The following is a 22,754-nucleotide window of genomic DNA, read 5'->3' as shown; positions in this document are numbered from 1 at the left end:
TCGGCCGCCAGACTAGCATCTCGTCGTCGGTGGGGCGATTGGCGCAGCGACGAGCGCCAGCGCACGGTCGAACCCGCGACCAACCCATACCCGGGGCCGGGCAGGCTCGAGATCCGCAAAGCGATCTGCTCCCACCTGCGACGCGCGGCTCCCTCCTGCATCCAATCGCCACCTGCGCAGCGGCATCCGCCAGGCGAGGATGAGGAGGACGCATGGCCGAACAAGGCAAGAAGGGCGCGAGCCCGGAGATCAGCGCGCACAGCAAGGTCGATAGCCTGGAGCCTCACCGCGAGGACCTGACTGGCACGGTCCTCTCGACCGACCAGGGCATCCGGATCGACAGCACCGACGACTCGCTCAGGGCAGGGGCCAGGGGGCCGACGCTCCTCGAGGACTTCCATCTGCGCGAGAAGATTACGCATTTCGATCACGAGCGCATCCCAGAGCGCGTCGTCCATGCGCGCGGATCGGGGGCCCACGGCTACTTCCAGGTCTACGAGTCGATGGCCGAGTACACGAGGGCGGCGTTCCTGCAGGACCCGAGCGTCAAGACGCCTGTCTTCGTGCGGTTCTCCACCGTGGTCGGCTCGCGCGGGTCGGCGGACACGGTCCGCGACGTGCGCGGCTTCGCGACGAAGTTCTACACCGAGGAGGGGAATTTCGACCTCGTCGGCAACAACATCCCGGTCTTCTTCATTCAGGACGGCATCAAGTTCCCGGACGTGATCCACGCGATCAAGCCGGAGCCGGACCGGGAGATCCCACAGGCCTCGTCCGCACACGACACCTTCTGGGACTTCATCTCGCTCATGCCGGAGTCGACCCACATGATCATGTGGGTGCTCTCGGATCGCGCCATCCCGCGGAGCTTCCGCATGATGGAGGGCTTTGGCGTCCACACCTTCCGCTTCGTCAACGCGCAGGGCAAATCGCGCTTCGTCAAGCTGCACTGGAAGCCGCTCCTCGGCGTGCACTCCCACGTCTGGGACGAGGCGCAGGAGCTCGCCGGCAGGGATCCGGACTACCATCGCCGCGATCTCTGGGACGCCATCGAGCGGGGGGATCACCCCGAGTACGAGCTCGGCGTGCAGATCATCGAGGAAGAGGACGAGTTCGCCTTCGACTTCGATCTGCTCGACGCGACGAAGATCGTGCCCGAGGAGCTCGTGCCGGTCCGCCGCATCGGCAAGCTGACGCTGAACCGCAACCCGGACAATTTCTTCGCCGAGACCGAGCAGGTCGCGTTCCACACGGCCAACATCGTGCCCGGGATCGACTTCACCGACGATCCTCTGCTCCACGTCCGGAACTTCTCGTACCTCGACACGCAGCTCCTGCGGCTCGGCGGCCCGAACTTCCCGCAGATCCCCATCAACCGCCCGCTGGCCCCGGTCCACAACCAGAACCAGGACGGCTTCATGCAGCAGCGGATCAAGCAGGGCCGGGCGCACTACGTCCCGAACTCGCTCGCCGGCGGCTGTCCGATGACGGCGTCGTGGGAGACGGGCGCCTTCGTGCACCACGCCGAGCGGGTCCTCGGGCTCAAGCTGCGCGCGCGGAGCGAGAGCTTCAAGGACCACATCACCCAGGCGAGGCTCTTCTGGAACAGCCTCTCGTTGCCCGAGAAGAAGCACCTGGTCCGCGCGGCGCGCTTCGAGCTCGGCAAGGTCGCGACGAGGGCCATCCGCGAGCGCATGGTCGCGCGGCTCGGCGAGGTCGACGCGCAGCTCGGCAGGCTGGTCGCCGAGGGGGTCGGCGTCGCGCCGCCTGCGGGCCAGCCCCAGGTGCCCTCGAAGGGCGGGGCCACGGGCAAGCGCTCCGTGGACGCCTCGCCGGCGCTCAGCATGGAGAACACGGTGAAGGACACGGTGAAGAGCCGGCTCGTCGCCGTGCTCGCGGCCGACGGGTTCAGCGGCGCCGAGCTGGGGGCGGTGAAGGCGGCGCTCGCGGCGGCCGGGGCGCACGCGCGGGTCGTGTCGACGCGCCTCGGGCCGATCCCGGGCGACGATGGCAGCGCGGTGGAGGCGGACATGACGCTGCTCACGGCGAAGTCCGTCATGTTCGACGCGGTCTACGTCCCCGGCGGGCGCGCCAGCGTCGAGGCGCTCTCGGCGATGGGCGAGGCGCTCCATTTCGTCAACGAGGCCTTCAAGCACTGCAAGGCGATCGGGGCGACGGGCGAGGGCGTCGCGCTCCTCTCGTCGTCGCTCATCCAGGGCGTGGCGCTGGCCGGCGCGTCGAGCGCAGGACCTCTCCTGTCCGACAAGGGCGTGGTCACGCTGCGCGACCCCGCGGGCCTCGCGCCGTTCAGCCAGGAGCTCCTCCGCGCGATCGCGCAGCACCGCCACTGGGATCGCGAGGACATCGCGCAGATCCCCGCCTGACGGGGCTCCACCCCGCGCGACGAACACCCTCGCCGAGAGCGGTTTCAAGCCGGAATTGGTAAACCGTCTCCCGTCTCCCGTCTCCCGTCTCCCGTCTCCCGTCTCCCGTCTCCCGTCTCCCGTCTCCCGTCTCCCGTGCTCGTCCTTCGTGCGCGTGCGCGTGCGCGTGCGCGCTGACGCCGGGGAATCGCGCACGCGCACGCGCACGCGCACGCGCACGCGCACGGGGAAGACAGACGGAAGACGGAAGACGGAAGAGGGAAGACGGAAGACGGAAGACGACAGATGGAAGACGAAGGACGAAGGACGAAAGAGGTCGGCATCCAACCCGAGCGAATGCCGCCCTAGGAAGCCGCCCCGAGCTCCCCGATCTCCTGCTCGAGCTGCTCCCACTCGGCCATGAGCGCGTCGATGCGCGGCCCGAGCGCCTCGTCCTCGGCGTTCAGCGCGGCGATCTCCGCCTGGCCCGTGCGCTCGAAGAACCCGTCGCTGCAGTAGAGGTCGTGGATCGCCTTCTTCCTCGCCTCGGCCGCCTCGATGGCCGCGAGCACCTTGTCGCGCCGCGCGGGCAGCTCCTTCTGCCGGTTGCGCCGCCGCTTCTGCTCCTCCCACGAGCCGCCCGCCTCGGGCGCCGCGGCGGCCTTCTGGTGCTCGCGCTTCGCCTTGAGCACCACGGTGTCCGCGTCGAGGTGATCGTCGCCGCAGCCGGCCAGGTACTCCTCGTAGGTGCCGGGGAAATCGCGCGGCCCCGTCGGCGTCACCTCGAGGATGCGCGTCGCCAGCTCGGACACGAAGAAGCGATCGTGCGAGACGAAGAGCACCGTCCCTTCGAAGGCCTTGAGCCCCTCGACGAGCGCGTGGATCGCCTCGAGGTCGAGGTGGTTGGTCGGCTCGTCCAGCACGAGCACGTTGGGCCGCTCGACGATGATCTTGCAGAAGATGAGCCGCGCGGCCTCGCCGCCGGACAGCGAGCCGACGCTCTTCTCGACGTCGTCGCCGGAGAAGAGCGCCTTGCCGAGCTGGCCGCGGACATAGCTCGGCGACTCGTCGGGGCACGCCGCCCACAGGAAGGAGAGGGGCGTCATCGACCCGTCGACGAGCAGCTCGCGGTGGTCCTGGGCGAAGTAGCCGACGCGGGCCTCGTGGCCCCACGACGCGCCGCCGGCGTCGGCCTGGAGCCGGCCCACGAGGATCTTGAGCAGGGTCGACTTGCCGAGCCCGTTCGACCCGATCACCGCGAGCCGCTCGCCCCGCCGCACCGACAGCGACACGTCGCGCAGCACCTGCTTCGCGCCGTACGCCTTGGAGATCCCCCGCGCCTCGAGCACGTCCCGCCCGCTCGGCCTCTGGATCGCGAACCGGAACGCCGGCGTGCGCCGCGAGGTGTCGGCGAGCTCCTCGACCTCGATCTTCTCGATCTGCTTGAGCCGGCTCTGCGCCTGGCGCGCCTTGGTCGCCTTGGCGCCGAACCGCTCCACGAACGCGCGCTTGTCGGCGATGATCTTCTCCGCGCGCGCGATCTCGGCCTGCTTGCGCTCGCGGATCGCCTGCTTCTCGACGACGAAGGCGGCGTAGTTGCCCGTGTAGAGCGTGATGGTCTCGTAGTCGACGTCGAGGATGTGCGTCGCGATGTTGTCGAGGAAGCGCTGGTCGTGGGAGATGACGACGGCGCAGCCCTTGTAGCCGGCGAGGAACTTCTCGAGCCAGCGGATCGAGAGGATGTCGAGGTGGTTCGTGGGCTCGTCGAGCAGGAGCACGTCCGAGCCGCCGAGGAGGACCTGCGCGAGGAGCACGCGCAGCTTGAAGCCGCCCGACAGCGTGGAGAGCGGCCTCCGGTGGGCCCCCACGGGGATGCCGAGCCCCTCGAGGACGGCGCTCGCGCGCGCCTCCAGCGTGTAGCCGTCGTGGGCGCGGATGCGGTCCTCGAGGTCGGCCACCCGGCTCGGGTCGCCGCCGCCGCCCTCGGCCAGGAGGCGCGACTCGACGAGCGCGTCCCACACGACGCGATCGCCCATCATCGCGAGATCCAGGATGACCTCGTCGTCGCTGAGGAACCGGTCCTGCCGGAGCACGCCCACGCGGGCGTCCTTCGGCATGCTGACGTTCCCGTCGCTCGCGGGCTCGTCGCCCGCCACGATCTTGAGGAAGGTGGTCTTCCCCGAGCCGTTGGCGCCCACGAGCCCGTAGCGGGAGCCCGAGTTCAGCTTGAGCGAGACGCCCTCGAAGAGGGTCCGATCTCCGAATGATTTCGCGAGGTTCGATGTTCCGAGCATGGCGCTGTGGGGGGCTCTGGCCGCGCGGCGGGAGGAGCGTCGCGGCGGCGCGGCGCACAGACATAGCACCGCGGCCCCGCGCGGGAGCCGGCTGTCGCGGCGGGCGTCTCAGCCGCGCGCCGGCCGGCGTGTCAGTCGACGTGCTGGCACTCGACCTTGTCCGAGGCGGCGTCCTTGTTGTTCCCGTCGTTGCACTCGTCGATCGCGCTGTCGGGGTCGACCTGGCCGTAGATGAGGATCGACAGGTTCCACGGGAACTCGCCGATGGTGGCGACGAGGTCCACGCTCTCTCCCGGCGCGATCGGCCCCGGGATCACCTCGTCGTGGAGCGCCGTCCCGCCCTGGCCGGGGTCGCCGGCGTAGTAGCGGACGCGCACGTCGCTCGCCGGCGCGGAGCCCGCGTTGGTGATGGTGGTCGGGACGTCGACCTGCTGCAACGTGCACTTCGCGTCGGTCACGCGGCCGATCGAGATCTGGAGGTCCGGGAGCGCGCTGCCGGCGTTGAGGGGCGAGAGGAGCTCGTTGTTGCCCTCGTCGCACTCGCGCTCGCTGCCGGCCTCGTCGACGACGGCGCGAATGCGGGCGGGCAGCGTCCCCTGCGGGTTGTTCCCGGCGCTGTAGCCGACCGTCAGGAGCAGCGAGCTGTGCGGCTCGATGCTGGTCTGGAGGACCGCCTGGAGCGGGTCGAGGGCCGCGTCGAAGAGCGGCTCCGCGACGGCCGGGTCGTCCCACTCGCCGTAGAAGCTGATGACGACGCCGGGGCCGACGCGGAGGTCGCCGAGGTTGTCGACGCGCACCGTGATGTTGATGTTGTCGGTGAGCTCGCCGCAGGCCGCGTCGGGCGACGAGACCTGGACGCCGCTCAGCGTGAGGTCCGGCGCGATGCCGTACGACCGCGGGTTCGAGCGGTAGGTGTTGTAGACGCGGCCGCCGTATGTCTTCCAGCTCTCGGGCTCCCGCACGGGGATGCCGCCGCTCTCGAGCACGTTCGTCACGTGGTAGCTGTGCTGGTTCCAGATGCGGCGGGCCGAGACCCAGAGATCGTTCTGCGCGCCCCAGACCTCGAGGCCGTTGTTGTAGTCGACGCCCTCGCCGCAGTTGCTGGACTCGTTCGAGGTGGCGAACACGATCTCCGCGTTGCCGTCGTTGTCGACGTCGGCGACGATCGGGTACTCGGAGCGGGTGCGGCTCGGCGAGTGCTCCTTGAACAGGACGCCGCCCGTCACACCATCGTAGATGCGGAAGTAGCACTCGTCGTTGTAGATGACCTCGGCGGCGCCGTCGCCGTTGAAGTCGAACACGCTCGACCCGGTCGAGCGGCTGGAGTTGTCCTCCGTGACGCGCTGCCAGCCGTTGTGGTAGCAGACGCAGGCGCCCGTCTGCTGGTTGCACGTCGCCGCGCCCGGGGCGCCGCAGTCCTCGTCGGTGCTGCACGCCCGCCCGTTCAGCGTCCGCGGGGGGTTGGCCACCCCCGTGCCGGCGTCGTTGAGCGGGTTGGTCCACGCGGGGCACTCCGCGGTCGGCGCCTGGAGGTCGAGCATCATGTAGCGGAGGCCGAACGCCGTGCCGACCTCGGGGAAGCCGTCGCCGTCGAAGTCGTCCACGTTCGGCGCCCCGCCGTCGCGCGTGGCGCCCGTGCCCATCGCCATGTTGCGCGCGATCATGCCGGTCTGCCCGTTGAGCACGAAGAACTGCCCGTTGTTGAACAGGACCACCTCCGGGACCTGGTCGAGCGGGTTGCTCGGGCCTGGCGCGGCGGCCTGGTCCGCCCCGAGGACGTCGGCCACGGCGCAGAACCCGTCGCGGTGGATCTCCGGGATCACCTTCGCGCCGGTGTCGTCCTCGCCGTTGACGGCCTGCCCGTCCCAGACCACGAGGAGCTCCCCGTTGCAGAACGCCGTCGCCTCCGCGTCGTCGTAGGGGGGCGCGCACCCGGCCCTGCTCGTCACGCCGGTCGGCGGGCGGGGCAGCGCGTAAACGGTGCTCCCCGCGACGATCTCCAGCCGGTGATCGTCCTTGAGGTTCGCGATGCACGTGATGGGTCCGAGCCGGTTGAGCGGGTTCGACGCTTCCCCCTGGATCCCCTGCGCCAGGATGCCCTTGAACTGGTCGACGATCGAGAGCACGCGGGTCTCCGGGTCGACGTGGAGCGTGAACACGTTCGCCCCGACGACGATCTCCGGGAGCCCCTCGCCGTCGATGTTGGCGATCGACGGCGCCGGCTCGTTGTAACCTGTCCAGCGGTTGTTCGCGAGGAGCCGGGTCTCGCCCGTATTGCTGAAGATCTGGAGCCCGGACAGCTCGGTGATCGCGACGATCTCCGGCACGCCGTCGCCGTCGAGATCGCCGACGGCCAGCGCGGCGGTCGGCAGCAGCGTCGCGTCGCTGCAGCGGTAGGCCACGTCGGTCGGATTGCCTTCGTGCCACACCTGCGCGCCGAGCACCGCGAAGTAGTCGCGCCCCTTGTTGGGGCCGCCGCCGTGGATGGCGCGGAGGACGCCGCTGTTGCTGTACGTCGAGCCGCAGAACGTCGAGAAGATGATCTCGGCGAAGTCGAGCTCGTTGATGAGCCCGTCGCCGTTGTCGTCGTCGAGGTTGGCGACGAGCGGCGTCATGACGTTCTGCGCCGAGGTCGGGAACGGGCTGCCGGTGGCGCTCGAGTTGGCGCGGTTCTGCCCTCCCCACTGGATCTCGATCTGCGGCAGGACGCTCTCGAACGGCTCCGGGGGCAGGAGGCACGTGGGCGCGGCGCCGGTGCCGGAGCAGGAGCCGACCTCGCAGGCGGCGTAGGTGGGGCAGTCCCAGTCGTCCTCGCAGGGGCAGTTGGCGTTGCCCATGCCGTCGTCGGTGCACGTGCTCTCGAAGTAGGCCTCTCCGCCGCACGTGAAGAGCTCGCGCGTGTCGCTGCCGTTCGAGACGCAGAGCCTGAGGCTGTCGCCGTCGCACGTGCGCTCGCCGGCGGTGCAGGCGTCGGCGACGCAGAGGGGTCCGTTGCAATACCGATCGAGGGGACACTGGAGGTCGCTGCGGCAGCCGATATCGACGCAGATGGCGCCCCCTTCGGCGGTCGTCTGGCACTCCTCGGTGGGGCCGCAGGCGAGGTCGTCGCAGGTGTTGTTGACGCAGGTGGGCTGTTCGTCCTCCAGCTCACAGTGCTGGTCCGGCCGGCACGCCACGCCCTCACAGCCGGGCTCGACGCCGCCCGTCCCGCCCGAGCCGACCGTCGATCCGACGAACACGCCGGTGCTCTCGATCGTGCTGCCGCCGGCCCCGCCCCCGCCGCCCTCGCCCGGGTGCGTCACGATCTCCGGGTTGCTGCAGGCCGCTGCAGCGAGCAAAAACCATGGTAGCGCGAGGGGAAGCAATCGCCGGGGGCACGTGGGCATGAGGCGATTGTACGGGCGCGCAGTCCGCATGGAAGCGCGTTCGCGCGCGCCTTCGTGCGCCGAGTGGGAGCTCTGCCCACGATGGGCGTCGCTCGCGGCGGAGGTCAGGGGCGCGGGAGAGGAGAGGCCGCGGGCCGTGCGGGACGAGCGCCGCCGGGAGGGGCCGGGCTCAGCGGGAGCCACGCTGGTGTGCGGTCCCGTGCAGGTCCGGGCGCCGCGCTCGGCTCCGCGGCTCGCGACGCGGCGCTCGCCGCCCAGGGGACGTGGCGTGCTCCGGGGAGCTGCTCGACGCCGGCAGGAGCGGCCACGAGGCGCGGCACGGGCGATGTGCGCTGCGTCAGGCTTCCTTCGCGAAGGTGTTGCTCCTACGCTCCAGCGCATGGCCGTGACCCTGCAGGATCTCGAGCACGAGCTCGCGCGGCTCAGCGATGCCGAGAAGGCGCAGCTCGCGCGCACGCTGTTTCCCGCCATCACACGTGCGTTCGCCGGCGTGGAGAAGCGACCGGGCGTCTGCGGCGGGGATGCCTGCATCGTGCGCACGCGCATTCCTGTGTGGACACTCGAACGATATCGCCGCCTGGGCTGGAGCGAGGCCCGCATCCTCGACAACTTTCCGACCCTCCGCGCCGCAGATCTCGTGAATGCCTGGTCCTACGTCGACGCGCACGCCGAGGAGGTCGAGAGGTCCATCCAGGAGAATGAGGACGCCTGATTCATGGCATCGTTCTACGCAAACGAGAACTTCCCGCGTCAGGTCGTGGAGGGGCTCCGGGCGCTGGGGCACGACGTGCTCACGACGCAGGAGGCGGGGAATGCGGGACAGGCGATACCTGATGAGATGGTCCTCGAGTTCGCGGCGCGCTCGGGTCGCGCCGTCATCACGCTGAACCGACGGGACTTCATCCGTCTGCACCGGCAGCGCGCGGATCACGCGGGTATCGTCGTGTGCGCCGAGGATCCGGACACCGAGGGCCAAGCTGCCCGTGTCCACCAAGCGATAGCGTCGCTCCCGTCGCTGGCCGGGCAGCTCGTCCGCGTCAACCGGCCCTGGAGCCCGTGACGGCAGGGTGACGGCCGCGCCGTGAGAAGCGCGCGATGGCTCTGCGCCCGTCGCCTCCCGGCCGCCGCCTCACGCCCCGCCCCGCTCGAGCGCCTCCTGCAGCGCGCGCACCTCGCGCGCGAAGGCCGGCTCGGTGCGCAGCGCGGCGGTCCGCTCCTCCGGCAGCTCCAGCGCGCGGTCGGCGACGACGCGCGCCGGCCGCGGGGACAGCACGACGGCGCGCTCGGCGAGGTAGGCGGCCTCGGTGATCGAGTGGGTCACGAAGAGCACGGTCATGCCGAGCTCGGCCCACAGCGCGCGCAGCTGATCGTCGAGCCGGCCCCTGGTGAGCTCGTCGAGCGCGGCGAACGGCTCGTCGAGCAGGAGCAGCCGCGGGCGCGTGACCATCGCGCGGGCGAGCGACACGCGCATGCGCATGCCGCCGGAGAGCTCGGCCGGGTACCGCGCGCCCGCGTCGTCGAGCCCGACCTGGAGGAGCGCGGCCCGCGCCGCGGCGTGGCGCTCCTCGAGCGGCGCCCCGGCGAGCTCGAGCGGCAGCGCGGCGTTCTCGAGGACGCTCCGCCAGGGCAGGAGGTGCGCGTCCTGGAAGACGTACGCGATGGGCGCGCGCGCGCGCCGAGCGTCGCCCGCCCCCTCCTCGGCCTCGACGACCGCGGCGCCGGCGTCGGCGCGGTCCAGCCCCGCGACGAGGCGCAGCAAGGTGGATTTGCCGCACCCGGACGGCCCGAGCAGCGCGACGAACGCGCCCGGCGCGATGTCGAGGTCGATGCCGTCGATCGCGACGACGCCGGAGGCGCCGCCCCCGAGCGCGCGGCCCGCGTCGTCCAGCACCGGGAAGACGCGCCGGATGCCGGTCAGCCGCACGCGGACGCCGCCGCTCGCCGTGGCCTTCTTCATCTGCCCGGCGGTTCTAACCGCGCCGCCGCCGGTTGACCAGGCGCTCGTGAGCCGCCGCGCCGATCAGCTCGACGACGCCGTGCGCACGCAGCGGAAGCCGCCGCCGGCGAAGCGGTAGTGCGCCTCGAAGCTCGTGCGCGCCCAGGTGCGGAGCGACTGCGCGCCGTACATCCACGAGCCGCCGCGCATCACGAGCAGCGGCCGGTCCGGAGGCCGGGTGTTGCGCGGGTTGTGGGAGGGGCCGTCTGCATAGAACAGCGCATCGTCGTAGTCCTCGCACCACTCCCAGACGTTCCCGGCGAGGTCCAGGATGCCGTAGGGCGAGGCGCCCGCGGGCAGCGAGCCGACGGGCACCGTCCCGCCCTCGCGGTTGTCGTGGTTCGCGCGCGACGGCCCCGGATCGGCGCGCCCCCAGGGGTACTTGCGGCCGTCGGTGCCGCGCGCGGCCTTCTCCCACTCGGCCTCGGTGGGCAGGCGCTTGCCGGCCCAGTTCGCGTAGGCCCGCGCGTCGTCCCACGACACGTACACCACCGGGTGGTCCTCGAGGCCCGCGGGGATCTCGCCCCGCCTGAAATGGGAGAGGAACCGGCTCGCGTCGGGGTCGTCGGGGCGATACCCGGTCACGTCGACGAACGCCTTGAACTGCCGGTTCGTGACCGGCGTCCGGTCCATGTAGAAGGCGTCGACATGGACCCTCCGGCGCTGCTGCCCGCTGAGGAAGGGCCCGCCGGGCACGAGGATCATCTGCTCGCCTGTCTTCTCGCGGACCGTCGGCGCGAGCTCGCGCCCGTCGGACGAGGGCCGCGCCGGGGAGGGCGAGAACTCCGCGAGCGCCTCGTCGAGCCGCGCCTTGAACTCCGCGCACGACGCCGGCCTCCCGGCCGGATCCTTCGCGAGCGCGTCGAGGATGAGCCGGTCGAGGGCCGGCGGGATGTCGGGGCGGAGCGACGAGGGCGGCGCCGGGGGATCGGCCACGTGGGCCATCATGACGGCGAAGTGGTTGGGGCTGTCGAACGGCACCTGCCCGGTCGCGAGCTTGTAGAGCGTCACGCCGAGAGAGTAGATGTCCGAGCGCGGGTCCGCCGCGTGAGGGCTCTTCACCTGCTCGGGCGACATGTAACAGCACGTCCCGAGGAACGCGCCGCTCAGCGTGTAGGTCGTCCCCTCGAGGATCTTGGCGATGCCGAAGTCGACGATCTTGGGCGTCAGCCCCTCCTTGCCGGCCGTGACGAGGATGTTGTCGGGCTTCAGGTCGCGGTGGATGATGCCCAGCCGGTGCCCCTCGTCCATGGCGTCGAGGACCCCGCCGAACAGCGCGCGGATCTCCTGGAACGGGATGCGCCCGCGCCACCGCTCGAGGTGCCGCACCAGCGTCGACCCCTCGACGTACTCCATGACGATCGCGAGCAGGTGATCGCGCTCGACGAAGTCGTAGACGGCGACGACGTTCTCGTGGCTCCAGGAGCGGAGCACCCGCGCCTCGCGCGCGAACCGCCGCCGGATCTCGGCGTTGCCGCACAGGTTCGAGTGCAGGCATTTGACGGCCACGACGCGCTCGCGCGCCCGATCGTGGGCCCGGTAGACGACGCCCATGCCGCCCTCGCCGAGCGTCGTCTCGATGCGATAGACGCTGATCTCCGTCCCGGGCAGGAGTCGCACCGGCGGCAGCGGGAGAGAGGGTGGCGGCAGCCCGACGGCGCCGGGCTGCGTCGCGGGGAACGCCGTCGGGGCGTAGCCGGGGCCGGGCTCGGTGACGAGGTGGCCGCACGACGGGCAGAAGCGGGCGTTCTCCGGCAGCGGAGAGCTGCAGCCGGCGCACCGGGGAGAGGTGTCCTGGCCCATCGGTCGGCAGGAGTCTCGCACAGGTCGGGGCGGCCGTGGGCGGCGAATGTGTGGCGGGCCGGTCGCCCGGTGGCGCGCTGGCGTCGCGATCCTGCGCTGTGGGCGCGGGCGATCCGGCTCGCCTGTGATACCGTCGCTCGCACGAGCGGTGGGGGACGACGGCGCAGAGCGGCGCATGCTCGCGGTTCATGCCGTGCTCGTCGCGGGGGGCGCGATCGAGCGGCTGGCCATGGACGACGCGGAGACGCGCCTGTGGATGGACTGCGAGCTCGCGTCGCTCGTCGAGAACCGCTTCTTCGAGCGCGTCGATCCGGCGTCGCGCGGCGCCGAGCTGCGGGACGTGTGGGAGCCCAGGGCGACGCGCGACGGGGCGCAGCTCGGGACCCCTCACGCGGGCGCGCGCTACGTGGTCCCGTACTGGCTCACGCAGGATGGCTGTCGGGTCGGGACGATCGCGCTGTCCACGGGCGGCCTCAACGGGACGCTGCTGGAGGTGTCGAGTCTCTACGTTCTGTCCGCCCACCGCGGCCGCGGCGTCGCGAGCGCGGCGCTGCGCCGCGCGGACGAGGTCGCGCGGGCGCACGGCGCGCAGGGCCTCGGCGTGAGGACCCCCTGGGCGTGGCAGGCGGCGGTGAGGTTCTATCTCGGCCTGCGCATGTGGGTCGCCGGGTGGGCGGACGCGCTCGCCTTCACGTGGCGCCGCGGGCTGCCCGCGTACGACATCGAGATCGACGGCGGCGAGGCCACGTTCGGCGTCGTCGTCGACGGCCGCAAGGAGCACCTCATCCGCGCCTCGCGCGAGGGCGACCGGCTCGGATGGGTGGAGTCGCCGTCGATGGAGGCCAGTCGCGCCGAGCGCTCCGACGTGGCGAGTCTCGCCCCGGGCACGTTCGCGGTCGCCCTGGCCACGCGCGGCTTCCCGCTCATCCGCTCCGAGGGCCGCTGGCGAGAGCGCCACGGCCCCTCCTGCGTCGGCGAGCCCGAGGCGCTCGCGCAGCGGATCGAGCTCTTCGAGGCGGTCGATCGCAGCTTCGGCTTCGACGTCCGCACCCCGCGCGTCCCGGGGCTCCTCTACCGCGAGTACGACGACATCGACTGAGGTGGTGTAGAATCCGCCGCATGGATGACTGGCTCCACCGCGCGCCGACGGCGCTTCGCGGCAAGCGCATCTTCCGGCTCGGCCTCGCCGCGAACTACGGCATCGACGAGGACGGCGTGCGCGCGGCGATGGATCGCGGCGTCAACCTCTTCTTCTGGACCCTGCGCGCCGGCGGCCTCCGCAATCCGCTGCGCGAGGCGCTAGAGCGGCGCCGCGACAGCGTGGCGGTGGTCGGCGTCGCGCAGGTCGGCTGGTTCGGCTGGGGCGTGCGCAGGGGGGCCGAGAAGCTCCTGCGGGAGCTCGGGACCGATCACCTCGACGTCTACCTGCTCGGCTGGCTCGGCGTCGGCTCCGCGTGGACGAGCGCGACGGAGCGCGAGCTCTTGCACCTGCGCGAGAGCGGCAAGGTGCGCGCGTTCGGCGTGAGCATCCACGACCGCCCGCGGGCAGGCGAGCTCGCGGGCTCCTCGCCGCTCGATCTGCTCATGATCCGCTACAACGCCGCGCACCCCGGGGCGGAGCGGGACATCTTCCCGCACGTGCGCGACGCGCGGCCGAGCGTCCTCGCCTACACGGCGACGGCGTGGCGGCGCCTCCTGAAGAAGCCGAAGGGCTGGGAGCGCCCGGCGATGACGGCGGGCGACTGCTATCGCTTCCAGCTCTCCAGCCCGCACGTGGATCTCGCGCTGACGGGGCCGAAGAGCCGCGCCGAGATCGAGGAGAACCTCGACGCGCTCGCGAAGGGGCCGCTCACGTCGGACGAGGAGGCGTGGATGAGGGAGTTCGGGCGCGCGGTGCACGGATGAGCGGGGCGTCGATGCGAATGGTCGTCGCCTGCACCATGACGTTCCCTGCGGAGGTGGAGCGCTTGCTGGCGGAGGGCGTCGGGCCGCACGAGCTCGCGATGCCGGCCGCGCGCTCCGCGGAGAACCTCGCCGTCGTCGGGCGGGATCCGGTGGTGCTGGGCGCGGACGTCGTCTTCGGCCAGCCGCACCCGGACGACGTGTGCGCGGCCCCGCGCCTGCGCTGGGTGCACCTCAGCACCGCGGGCTACACGCGCTATGATGTGGCGGCCGTGCGCGCGGCGCTCGCCGCGCGCGGCGCCGTCCTCACGACGAGCAGCGGCGTCTACGCCGACCCGTGCGCGGAGCACGCGCTCGCGTTCCTGCTCGCGGCCTCGCGGCGTCTGCCCGAGTGCATCGAGAACCAGCTCGGCCCGCGCGGCTGGCCCGACGCGTCGGTGCGCTCGAGGAGCGCGCTGCTGCGCGGCCGGCGGGTGCTGCTCCTCGGCTTCGGCGCCATCGGCCGTCGGCTCGCCGCGCTGCTCGCCCCGTTCGAGGTGGAGCTGTGCATCCTGCGCGCCCGCCCCCACGGCGACGAGCCTGGCCGCGTCGTCGCGCCCGAGGCGCTCGGCGACGCCTTTGCCTGGGCGGACCATGTCGTCTCGAGCCTGCCCGCGGCCGAGGGCACGCGCGGCCTCGTCTCGCGCGCGCTGCTCGCGCGGATGCGCCCGGACGCGTGGTTCTTCAACGTCGGCCGGGGCGCCACCGTGGACCAGGCGGCGCTGCTCGAGGCGCTCGAGGCGCGCCGCCTGGCCGGCGCGTACCTCGACGTGACGGACCCCGAGCCGCTGCCGCCCGATCACCCGCTGTGGCGCGCGCCGGGCTGCACCATCACCCCGCACGCCGCCGGCGGGCGGCGCGAGGAGCCGGTGGCGCAGGTGGAGCATTTCCTGGCCAACCTGCGGCGGTTCGAGCGCGGGGAGCCGCTCGAGGACCGGGTGATCTGAGGCGAAGGCGCGGGCGCGGGCCTTTTCAGCGGCAAAATTGAACAGGGAGGCGGGGAGACAGGGAGTATTTGGAGATTTTCCTCCCCGTCTCCCCGCCTCCCTGTGAATTTTCCGAAGAATTCGAGGGGATGTCTCAGATCTGGAGTCCCTTCCCCCGTGCAATCATTGGGTGAGCACGATGCTGTCGACCAGGCCTGTGGTGTTGCTGACGGGAGTGCCGAGCAGGCATCCGACGACGCTGCCGAGATAGCTGATCCCGGAGGTGATCTTGGTGGCAGAGTCTCCGGCGTAGCGCCCGGCGGTGACGGTCCCGGTAAAGAGGACGGTCTGGCCGACGATGGTGGGGGCTGACCAGGCGATGGTGCTGGTGCCGCCGGTGGCGTCGTTCCAGGTGACAGTCTCGGTCACCGGCGGTCCCGCGGTGACGTTGACGCAGCTGAGGGATAGCGAGGCGGAGGCGGCGCCGGTGGCGCTGGGGCCGATCAGGCAGGTGTCATAGTCGAAGGCTTCGGTCGCCGTGACAGTCTGCGGGGCGACGGTGATGGCCGGGCTGAAGGAGCGGTTGAAGGATCCCACGCATTGAACGTCGATGACCGCTGCACGCGCGGGTGCAGCGAGGGTCATGCACACCGCGGCTGCGGCGGTCATGATGGTGGCCACGGTGAGCTGGGCGATTCGCAGCGTCTTGATCTTCGCGTTGCGGAGCATCGGTCATCCTTCCTGTGAGAATGGGGCCCCCGAGCGTCGCGGCGGCCGCCTCGTGCACGGTAAACGTCGGCTCAGCGGCCCGTCACGTTCTTTCACTGTGAATTCACTGTGAATCACATCTCCGCCCGCGCATCGCGTCGCTCCTCGCGTATTCCGCGGCGGAACGGTCGGGCGTGGTGCGAGGCGCGACGTGCCGGCAGCTCACCGTCGATCTCGCTCGGGGGATCGAGCGGGTCGCTGCCCAGGACGTGCCAAGAGCGACATCGCCCGTGCACAAACGGCAGCGTCTGTCCATCAACGGCCATGAAGTGGGTGAACGCGTTATTTGATTTACATGGCTCGCCTGGCGATTAGTATACGAACCGCCGCCCCTTCGTCGGTTGCGGCCAAGTGTCAGCGGTCGTTCAGGAGGGTGAGGGGTGCGCTCCGCAGCTGAGGCCTTCAGGCAGCAGCGGCGGCGGCGCACGACTCGGCTCGAGGGCTTGCTCGTGCCTGGCAGCGCGGTGTGCGCGATGCCGGGGAAACGGGCCCGATGAGGCGGTGTGCGCTGATTTTAGCGCGATTTCAGCGCGGGAGCCGGTGGCTCGTGCGGCGGCGCGCGCGAAACGCGAAAGACGCGCAGGGGCCTGCCTCGACATCACCGCCGCAAACGACGTGTTCACGCTGGCATCGATCTTGAATTGTCAAATTAGATGACCTGAAGTTTCTCCAGCCAGCGCAGGCTCGGCATCGCGCGGCACCCCATCGCTTGAACCAAAACAGAGGACAACCCATGCGCTCTCTCAAGAGCTCTCTTCTCGCCTATCTAGCGATCCCGGCTTTCTCCACCCTGCTGCTCGCGAGCTGCACCAGCGCCGGCCCCTCCGCGGCCGACGGCGATGACGACGAGGCCGTGGGCGAAGCCCACGGCGCGCTCACCCCCGAGCAGTGCAACTACTTCGACGTCAACGGTACGGTCCAGATCTGTCATAAGACCAGCTCCGGGACGAAGCCGTACACGATCGTTCGCATCAGCGATCAGGCGTGCATCAACGGGCACAGCGCCCATGCCGGCGATTACGTCACCAGCCTCGACCCGAGCTCGCCGCTCTACGACCCGACCTGCGGCGGCCTTGGCTGTCTGGCGGTGAACGCGCCGTGCGACGCCACGGTGCCTTGCTGCGACGGCCTCACCTGCCAGAGCGGCACGTGCACGGACGTCGACGAGTGCGCCCTGGGCACCGACAACTGCGACGCGAACGCGGCGTGCACCAACACGACGGGCTCCTTCACCTGCGCCTGCAATGCGGGCTACTCCGGCGACGGCGTGACGTGCACGGACGTCGACGAGTGCGCCCTGGGCACCGACAACTGCGGCGCGAACGCTGCGTGCACCAACACGCCGGGCTCCTTCACCTGCGCTTGCGATGCGGGCTACTCCGGCGACGGCATCACGTGTACGGACGTCGACGAGTGCGCCCTGGGCGCCGACAACTGCGGCGCGAACGCTGCGTGCACCAACACGCCGGGCTCCTTCACCTGCGCCTGCGACGCGGGCTACTCCGGCGACGGCATCACGTGCACGGACGTCGACGAGTGCGCCCTGGGCACCGACAACTGCGGCGCGAACGCTGCGTGCACCAACACGCCGGGCTCCTTCACCTGCGCTTGCGACGAGGGCTACTCCGGCGACGGCGTCACGTGCACGGACGTCGACGAGTGCGCCGCCGCTACGGCCAACTGCGACGCGAACGCGACGTGCACCAACACGTCGGGCTCGTTCACCTGCGCTTGCGACGCGGGGTACGAAGGCGACGGCGTGACGTGCACGGGCATCGACCCGTGCGCGCCCAACCCGTGCCAGAACGGCGGGACCTGCACCGGCGGCATCAACAGCTACACCTGCGAGTGCGCGCTCACCTACGAGGGGGCCAACTGCGAGGCTTGCGAAGGCGGCCTCGCGGACTGCAACGGGCTCACGTCCGACGGCTGCGAGGTGAACCTCGAGAGCGACGCCTCCCACTGCAACGCCTGCAACCTCGCGTGCGCCACGGGTGAAATCTGCTCGAACGGTGGCTGCCAGACCCCGCCCACCGGTCAGGTCCCCGGCACGCCGATCAACGTCTCCGACCCCCACAACCCGCTGGCTCCGGCGGTCGCCGATGTGAATGGCGACGGCAAGCTCGACATCCTGGTGGCCAACGGCGAATCCGGATCGTTGCTGACCCCCTCCGGGTCGCTCTCCGTATTCCACGGCAACGGCGACGCGACCGTCCAGCCGGAGCTCTACTCCACGGGCGCCCCGCTCTCCAGCAACGCGGTCGTGGCGGTGGACGTGGACGGCGACGGGTGGCTCGACGCCGTCACCGTCGACGGCCAGGCCAACCTGCCCCTCATCAACGGGAGCATCAGCGTCTACCGGAACCTGGGCCCGAGCGCGCCCGGTACCTTCGGCGCGCCGACGAGCTTCACCACCGGCAGCCCGGGCTCCGTCCACCTCTGCACCGGGGACTTCGATCACGATGGGGCGGCCGACATCGCCACCACCAGCGTGACCCTGAGCCGGGTGAGCGTGATCTTCGGCACCGGCGCGGGCAGCTTCGGCGCGCCCGTGCTCATCCCCATCGTGGGGACCGGCGGCGTGCAGTCGACCATCGCCTGCCGTGATCTGAACGGCGACGGCTTCTCGGATATCGTGGTGACGAGCCCCGCCTCCGCACGCCTGTCGATCCTCATCAACCAGGGCAACGGCTCGTTCGCCGCGCCGGTCGCCTACGCCAACTCGGCCAACGGCCAGACGGCGGGCATCGCCTTCGGCGACGCCGACGGCGACGGCAAGCTCGACATTCTCTCGAACGGCGCGGCCGGCCGGTTCCTCTTCTTCTTCAAAGGGAACGGCAGCGGCACTTTCGCGAGCGGCGTTCAGTCCGCCGCCGCGCCCAGCCCGATCGCCAACTCGGCGCTGGGGGTCGTGGCCAGTGATTTCAACGGCGATGGCAAGCTCGACGCCTACATCCTGGTCACCACCTCCTCGGGCGGCGTCCGCCCGATGACCGGCAACGGCAGCGGGGCCTTCACCTCGGGCCCCGTCGTCCCGACCGGCGCCTCGCCCGGCCTCAATGCCATCGCCGCCGCGGACCTGGATGGCGATGGTTACGACGATCTCGTCCTGACCAACAGGGCATCCGGCACCGTCACCGTGATCCCCAACGGACTCTGACCCGCCTTTTCGCCCTCACGCTGCGTATCGTCTGGGTCGTCTACTGACGAGACCGGCCGTACCGACACGTAGCGGTCCCTGAAGCTCGGCGGCGCGACTCACGGTCTCCCCCCTCCCGCAGGCACGTTGTAGGATGTCTGTGAGGTGGGGGGAGAAAGCGGATCGCTTCCTGGACACCGCCGCGCGGAGGCCGTCAGGGGCTCGGCTTCGCGCGCCGGCCGGTGAAGGTGTCGGACGCGATGGGATCGCCGGTGTCGCTCGAAGGATCGAGCGGATCTTCCCCCTCCTCGAAGGTTCGCACGACGAGGGAGCCGGCGATCTCGTCGCAGCCCTGACCGACCGTGTCGACGACGAGTTCGATCCGCGCCGTCGTCATCAGGGTGTTGTCCTCGTCGTACACGAACGCGAACAGGGCGCCCCGAGCGCCTTCGTTACCGACCTTCTCCCAGCTCCCCTGCTGGTTCGAGAAATTGTAGAGGGGCTGGGTCGAGGTGGTCCCGAAGAAGGACCCGTCGGCCGCGAACGTCCAGAAATCCCTGGCCCCGCCGGCTTCGGAGATCAGGTAGGTCCCGGCGCAGCTGGCGGGGAAGCCGCTGGCCAGGGTGGGCGCCGGCCAGAGGGCGAGCCCGAAGGCCGCGAGCGGGAGCAGCGAGAGAGCGAACAGGAGCCTCTTGTGCATACGGTTTCGATCCTTTCCATGGACCAGGGCGCGCGGTCCCGGCGCGTCCTCGCGCCAGGGCGCCGCGACAGGTCCGTTCAAACGGGCATGGAGAAACTATCTCTTATCTCACGGCGGTGGCGCCGCCGGAGGCGTTTTTGGTGCGGAGAGCTACGGCGCGGACGACCGATGGTAGAGATATCCATCCAGGTACGCGCAATCGAACTCCGTGATCGGAGTGGCGCCTGGATCGACCGGGTCGACGCCCGTGGCGAAGATCTTGCCCTGGCAGCTCGCCGTGAACGTGTCCTTGTCCGGCGCGAACACCAGGACGTAGTCGACGACGGCGATCCCGGAGAACGCGGGCGCTGCGCCGGTCAGATCGAAGTTGAGGTTGAGCATGCGCATGGAGATCGTGTGGCTCCCCGCGCGCCTCCAGGAGCCCAGGCTGTCGCTGAACGTGAACCCGCCGGCGCCGAACGTGACCTGATCCGAGAGGGTCATCCCGGCCGTGCCGTCCCGGTGAAGGTGCAGGATTTCCGCTCGATCCGGGAGGCTCGCCACGTAGGTTCCGGCGAAGTCCGTGCCCTCCGCGGAAGCGCCCCCGGCGCCAGCGAAAAGCCCCCCGATCGCTGCGGCGAGCGCCGCGGCTGCAAGCTGAACTCGAGAGATAGGCATCGTTGAAAGCTCCTTTGTGACGAAATAGTCATGCAATCATACGCGTGGGCCGCCTGTCGACGGGAAGTGAAGGAGCACGGATCCAGCGATCTCGGGATCGGGGCTTGGCCGAGCAGCGACGGCGAGAGCGCGGGCTGCACCTCGCGGGGCGCGGCGTCGAAGAGCGCGACCGGATCGACGCCCCAGACGGCCAGACCCGTGCCGATGCCCCCGAGCGTCGCGACGGCCCCCTCGCGCACGGTAAATGTCGGCTCAGCGGCCCGTCACGTTGTTTCACTGTGAATTCACTGTGAATCACATCGCCGTCCGCGCATCGCGCCGCTTCTCGCGTATTTCGCGACGGAACGGCCGGTGTGGTGCGAGGCGCGACGTGCGGGTAGCTCACCGTCGATCGCGCTCGGCGGAGTGAGCGGATCGCGGCCCAGGACGTGCCAAGCCAGGAGTGCCAACAGCGACATCGCCCGTGCACAAACGGCAGCGTCTGTCCATGAACGGTCATGAAGTGGGTGAACGTGTTATTTGATTTACATGGCTCGCCTGGTGAGTAGTATACGAATCGCCGCCCCTTCGTCGGTTGCGACGAAGTGTCAGCGGTCGTTCAGGAGGGTGAGGGGCGCGCTCCGCAGCTGAGGCATCCAGGCCGCAGCGGCGGCGGCGCACGACTGGGCTCGATGGCTTGCTCGCGCCCGGTACCGCGGTGTTCGCGATACCGGGCAAACGGGCCCGATGAGGCGGTGTGCCCTGATTTTAGCGGGGTGCAGATTCGCGTGATACGGGCTCAGCCGCTAGGCAGGCGAGTGAGGCGTACGAAAGTACGCCGCAGCGAGCCGAACGACGCGGATGAGCCCGTAGCGCACGAAGATGCGCCCCGCCATGGCGCGATTTCAGCACGGGAGCCGGTGGCTCGTGCGGCGGCGCGCGCGAAACGCGAAAGACGCGCAGGGGCCTGCCTCGACATCACCTCCGAAAACGGCGTATTTGCACCAGCATCGATCTTGAGTCCACATAAGGAGAACATGATGAGAAAGCTTGCAGCTACCGGCGCAGCGTTATTGTGCCTCGGTTACGGGGGCAGCGCGTTCAGCCTCACCATCGGGACGACCACTGACGCCGGCGCGCTGACCTCCGCCCTGGTGGCGTCCGGGGGCGCGATCAACGTGACGTCCACGAGCTACAGCGGCGCGGCGACCGCTTCGGGCACGTACTCCGACGGTCCGCTCGGCATCGCGGACGGCGCGATCTTGACGTCCGGGGGTGCGTCGCTCGCCCTGCCCCCGGACGACGGATTCGCCAACCAGAACAATGGCCTGCCCGGCGATCCGCTCTGCAACGCGCTGATCCCGGGCATCGTGAGCCAGGACGCCGCCAAGCTGACCATCAACTTCGATCTCGCGCCGGGCTTCAGCGGGATCTCGTTCCAGTCCATCTTCGGCTCGGACGAGTACCCGGTCTTCGTGGGCAGCCCGGCGTTCAATGACGTCTACGGCGTCTACCTGGACGGGGTGCAGATCGTCTTCGACGAGAACAACGCCCCCATCACCATCAACGGCCCGTTCTTCAGCGGCGGGAGCGTGGTCGTGGCGCCGGCGACCGAGACCGAGTACGGCGGATCGACGGGCCTCCTCACCACGCAGGCGCTCGCGGCGCCCGGCGCGCACGTGCTGCAGATCGTGATCTGCGACGGCGGCGATCACGCCCTCGACAGCGGGGTGTTCCTCGGCGGGCTGGGCGGCTGCATCGGCGCTTGCACCGGCACGGTCGCCTGCGGAGACATCGACGGTGACGCCGACGGCTACAGCTCGTGCGTCGACTGCAATGACGCGGACCCGTCCACGAACCCCGGGGAGCAGGAGGCCTGCGACGGCGTGGACAACGACTGCGACAGCGCGATCGACGAGGACAACGTCTGCTGCGTCGACGCCGATGCCGACGACGTCTGCGACCCGGTCGACAACTGCGTCGGCGTCGCCAACCCGGATCAGGCCGAGGACGACGGCGACGGGCTGGGCAACGCCTGCGACAACTGCCCGACCACCTCCAACGCGAGCCAACTGGACGCCGACAGCGACGGCGTGGGCGACGTCTGCGACAACTGCCAGACCACCTCCAACGCGAGCCAGCTGGACGCGGACAGCGACGGCGTGGGCGACGTCTGCGACAGCTGCCAGGGCGTGCCCGGCGCCCAGACCGACTCCGACGGCGACGGCCTCGGCGACATCTGCGACAGCTGCCCAGCAGACGTGGACAACGACGCGGACGGCGACGCTGTCTGCGGTGACGTGGACCTCTGCGCCGGCACCGTGCTCCCGGAGGGCGTCCCCACCGTGAAGCTCGGCGTGAACAGGTTCGCCGATATCGACGGCGACGGCGTGTTCGACACGGTGTCGTCGAACGGAACCGGCCCCGGCAGGAGCTACACGATCGAGGACACCGGCGGCTGCAGCTGCGAGCAGATCATCGATGAGCTCGGCCTCGGCCAAGGGCACGTGAAGCACGGCTGCAGCATCAGCGCCATGGACGACTGGCTCAACACGCACTGAACGAGCCCCTACCCGGGCGCGCGACCATCCCCCCTCGCGCGCCCCTTGCCCCAGCGCCCGCGCGCTCACGCTCGCCGCCTTCGGCGGCGGGTCCCTCCTTGGCCCCGTCTCCTCCAGCATCCTCGCCACCCGGGTGGATCACGGCTCGCTCGCGAAGAACGCGCGTACCGCCTCCACCTTGAGTTCGGGCGTGAACGCCCTCCTCTTTCTTCGTCCCATCCCTGCCTCGTTCTGCCGTCGG

15 protein-coding genes and 1 pseudogene are annotated in these 22,754 nt (G+C 70.5%); 8 read left to right on the top strand and 8 right to left on the bottom strand.

Translation table 11 applies throughout. The features are described 5' to 3' along the window. Positions 1–212 precede the first annotated feature (212 nt). Positions 213–2,384 carry a catalase gene (locus WME89_RS35530; RefSeq protein ID WP_438004082.1) on the top strand — a complete coding sequence of 724 codons (2,172 nt, stop codon included), beginning with the start codon at positions 213–215 and terminating at the stop codon, positions 2,382–2,384. 235 nt (positions 2,385–2,619) lie between these two features. Here WME89_RS35530 and WME89_RS35525 read toward each other — a convergent pair. From WME89_RS35525 to WME89_RS35515, 3 genes and pseudogenes are all read right to left on the bottom strand, one after another. After that, a pseudogene (locus WME89_RS35525) lies at positions 2,620–2,697 on the bottom strand (hypothetical protein); the annotation flags it as partial. Between the two features lie 31 nt (positions 2,698–2,728). Then, positions 2,729–4,657, bottom strand: a complete 1,929-nt coding sequence (locus tag WME89_RS35520) for an ABC-F family ATP-binding cassette domain-containing protein (RefSeq protein WP_438004081.1) — start codon at positions 4,655–4,657, stop codon at positions 2,729–2,731. A gap of 131 nt (positions 4,658–4,788) precedes the next feature. Then, positions 4,789–7,995, bottom strand: coding sequence for a CARDB domain-containing protein (locus tag WME89_RS35515; protein WP_438004080.1), 3,207 nt, complete (start codon positions 7,993–7,995; stop codon positions 4,789–4,791). A gap of 427 nt (positions 7,996–8,422) precedes the next feature. On the opposite strand from WME89_RS35515, the gene WME89_RS35510 reads away from it, so the two are divergent. Beyond that, entirely contained in the window at positions 8,423–8,755 is a 333-nt protein-coding gene (locus WME89_RS35510; RefSeq protein ID WP_438004079.1) for a DUF433 domain-containing protein, read from the top strand. 3 nt (positions 8,756–8,758) lie between these two features. Next, positions 8,759–9,103, top strand: coding sequence for a DUF5615 family PIN-like protein (locus tag WME89_RS35505; protein WP_437500003.1), 345 nt, complete (start codon positions 8,759–8,761; stop codon positions 9,101–9,103). Between the two features lie 69 nt (positions 9,104–9,172). On the opposite strand, the gene WME89_RS35500 is transcribed toward WME89_RS35505, so the two are convergent. Further along, positions 9,173–10,000, bottom strand: coding sequence for an ABC transporter ATP-binding protein (locus tag WME89_RS35500; RefSeq protein WP_437619033.1), 828 nt, complete (start codon positions 9,998–10,000; stop codon positions 9,173–9,175). Between the two features lie 63 nt (positions 10,001–10,063). After that, complete coding sequence (locus tag WME89_RS35495) at positions 10,064–11,842, bottom strand: SUMF1/EgtB/PvdO family nonheme iron enzyme (RefSeq protein ID WP_438004078.1); 1,779 nt, start codon at positions 11,840–11,842, stop codon at positions 10,064–10,066. A gap of 175 nt (positions 11,843–12,017) precedes the next feature. Between WME89_RS35495 and WME89_RS35490 the strand changes: the two genes are divergently transcribed. Genes WME89_RS35490 through WME89_RS35480 form a run of 3 tightly spaced genes read left to right on the top strand, consistent with a single transcriptional unit; the run spans position 12,018 to position 14,730 of the window. Then, positions 12,018–12,941 carry a GNAT family N-acetyltransferase gene (locus WME89_RS35490; protein WP_438004077.1) on the top strand — a complete coding sequence of 308 codons (924 nt, stop codon included), beginning with the start codon at positions 12,018–12,020 and terminating at the stop codon, positions 12,939–12,941. Positions 12,942–12,961: 20 nt separating this feature from the next. After that, positions 12,962–13,747, top strand: a complete 786-nt coding sequence (locus WME89_RS35485) for an aldo/keto reductase (protein ID WP_438004076.1) — start codon at positions 12,962–12,964, stop codon at positions 13,745–13,747. Positions 13,748–13,758: 11 nt separating this feature from the next. Then, a complete protein-coding gene (locus WME89_RS35480; protein WP_438004075.1) occupies positions 13,759–14,730 on the top strand; it encodes a D-2-hydroxyacid dehydrogenase in 972 nt (323 codons plus the stop codon). Between the two features lie 162 nt (positions 14,731–14,892). Here WME89_RS35480 and WME89_RS35475 read toward each other — a convergent pair whose 3' ends face one another. Then, a complete protein-coding gene (locus WME89_RS35475) occupies positions 14,893–15,438 on the bottom strand; it encodes a hypothetical protein (RefSeq protein WP_438004074.1) in 546 nt (181 codons plus the stop codon). A gap of 772 nt (positions 15,439–16,210) precedes the next feature. On the opposite strand from WME89_RS35475, the gene WME89_RS35470 reads away from it, so the two are divergent. After that, positions 16,211–18,637, top strand: a complete 2,427-nt coding sequence (locus WME89_RS35470) for an FG-GAP-like repeat-containing protein (RefSeq protein WP_438004073.1) — start codon at positions 16,211–16,213, stop codon at positions 18,635–18,637. Positions 18,638–18,830: 193 nt separating this feature from the next. On the opposite strand, the gene WME89_RS35465 is transcribed toward WME89_RS35470, so the two are convergent. Continuing rightward, on the bottom strand, positions 18,831–19,316 hold the full coding sequence (locus WME89_RS35465; RefSeq protein WP_438004072.1) for a hypothetical protein: 486 nt from the start codon (positions 19,314–19,316) through the stop codon (positions 18,831–18,833). A 150-nt stretch (positions 19,317–19,466) separates the two neighbouring features. Continuing rightward, positions 19,467–19,973, bottom strand: a complete 507-nt coding sequence (locus WME89_RS35460; RefSeq protein ID WP_438004071.1) for a hypothetical protein — start codon at positions 19,971–19,973, stop codon at positions 19,467–19,469. 1,016 nt (positions 19,974–20,989) lie between these two features. Between WME89_RS35460 and WME89_RS35455 the strand changes: the two genes are divergently transcribed. Further along, positions 20,990–22,513: a choice-of-anchor L domain-containing protein gene (locus WME89_RS35455; protein WP_438004070.1), complete on the top strand. Its 1,524-nt coding sequence runs from the start codon at positions 20,990–20,992 to the stop codon at positions 22,511–22,513. Positions 22,514–22,754 lie beyond the last annotated feature (241 nt).

Source organism: Sorangium sp. So ce321, from assembly GCF_051530195.1.
GTDB lineage: Bacteria > Myxococcota_A > Polyangia > Polyangiales > Polyangiaceae > Sorangium.
Note: the sequence above shows the minus strand (reverse complement) of the source record. Positions and strands in the feature narration are given on the sequence as shown.

What these genes read in the sequence shown, in the direction of transcription:
- WME89_RS35500 (WP_437619033.1), bottom strand. Translation starts at nt 10,000, where the DNA reads ATGAAGAAGGCCACGGCGAGCGGCGGCGTCCGCGTGCGGCTGACCGGC.
- WME89_RS35505 (WP_437500003.1), top strand. Translation starts at nt 8,759, where the DNA reads ATGGCATCGTTCTACGCAAACGAGAACTTCCCGCGTCAGGTCGTGGAG.
- WME89_RS35510 (WP_438004079.1), top strand. Translation starts at nt 8,423, where the DNA reads ATGGCCGTGACCCTGCAGGATCTCGAGCACGAGCTCGCGCGGCTCAGC.
- WME89_RS35495 (WP_438004078.1), bottom strand. Translation starts at nt 11,842, where the DNA reads ATGGGCCAGGACACCTCTCCCCGGTGCGCCGGCTGCAGCTCTCCGCTG.
- WME89_RS35485 (WP_438004076.1), top strand. Translation starts at nt 12,962, where the DNA reads ATGGATGACTGGCTCCACCGCGCGCCGACGGCGCTTCGCGGCAAGCGC.
- WME89_RS35520 (WP_438004081.1), bottom strand. Translation starts at nt 4,657, where the DNA reads ATGCTCGGAACATCGAACCTCGCGAAATCATTCGGAGATCGGACCCTC.
- WME89_RS35530 (WP_438004082.1), top strand. Translation starts at nt 213, where the DNA reads ATGGCCGAACAAGGCAAGAAGGGCGCGAGCCCGGAGATCAGCGCGCAC.
- WME89_RS35480 (WP_438004075.1), top strand. Translation starts at nt 13,759, where the DNA reads ATGCGAATGGTCGTCGCCTGCACCATGACGTTCCCTGCGGAGGTGGAG.
- WME89_RS35465 (WP_438004072.1), bottom strand. Translation starts at nt 19,316, where the DNA reads ATGCACAAGAGGCTCCTGTTCGCTCTCTCGCTGCTCCCGCTCGCGGCC.
- WME89_RS35490 (WP_438004077.1), top strand. Translation starts at nt 12,018, where the DNA reads ATGCTCGCGGTTCATGCCGTGCTCGTCGCGGGGGGCGCGATCGAGCGG.
- WME89_RS35460 (WP_438004071.1), bottom strand. Translation starts at nt 19,973, where the DNA reads ATGCCTATCTCTCGAGTTCAGCTTGCAGCCGCGGCGCTCGCCGCAGCG.
- WME89_RS35475 (WP_438004074.1), bottom strand. Translation starts at nt 15,438, where the DNA reads ATGCTCCGCAACGCGAAGATCAAGACGCTGCGAATCGCCCAGCTCACC.
- WME89_RS35455 (WP_438004070.1), top strand. Translation starts at nt 20,990, where the DNA reads ATGATGAGAAAGCTTGCAGCTACCGGCGCAGCGTTATTGTGCCTCGGT.
- WME89_RS35470 (WP_438004073.1), top strand. Translation starts at nt 16,211, where the DNA reads ATGCGCTCTCTCAAGAGCTCTCTTCTCGCCTATCTAGCGATCCCGGCT.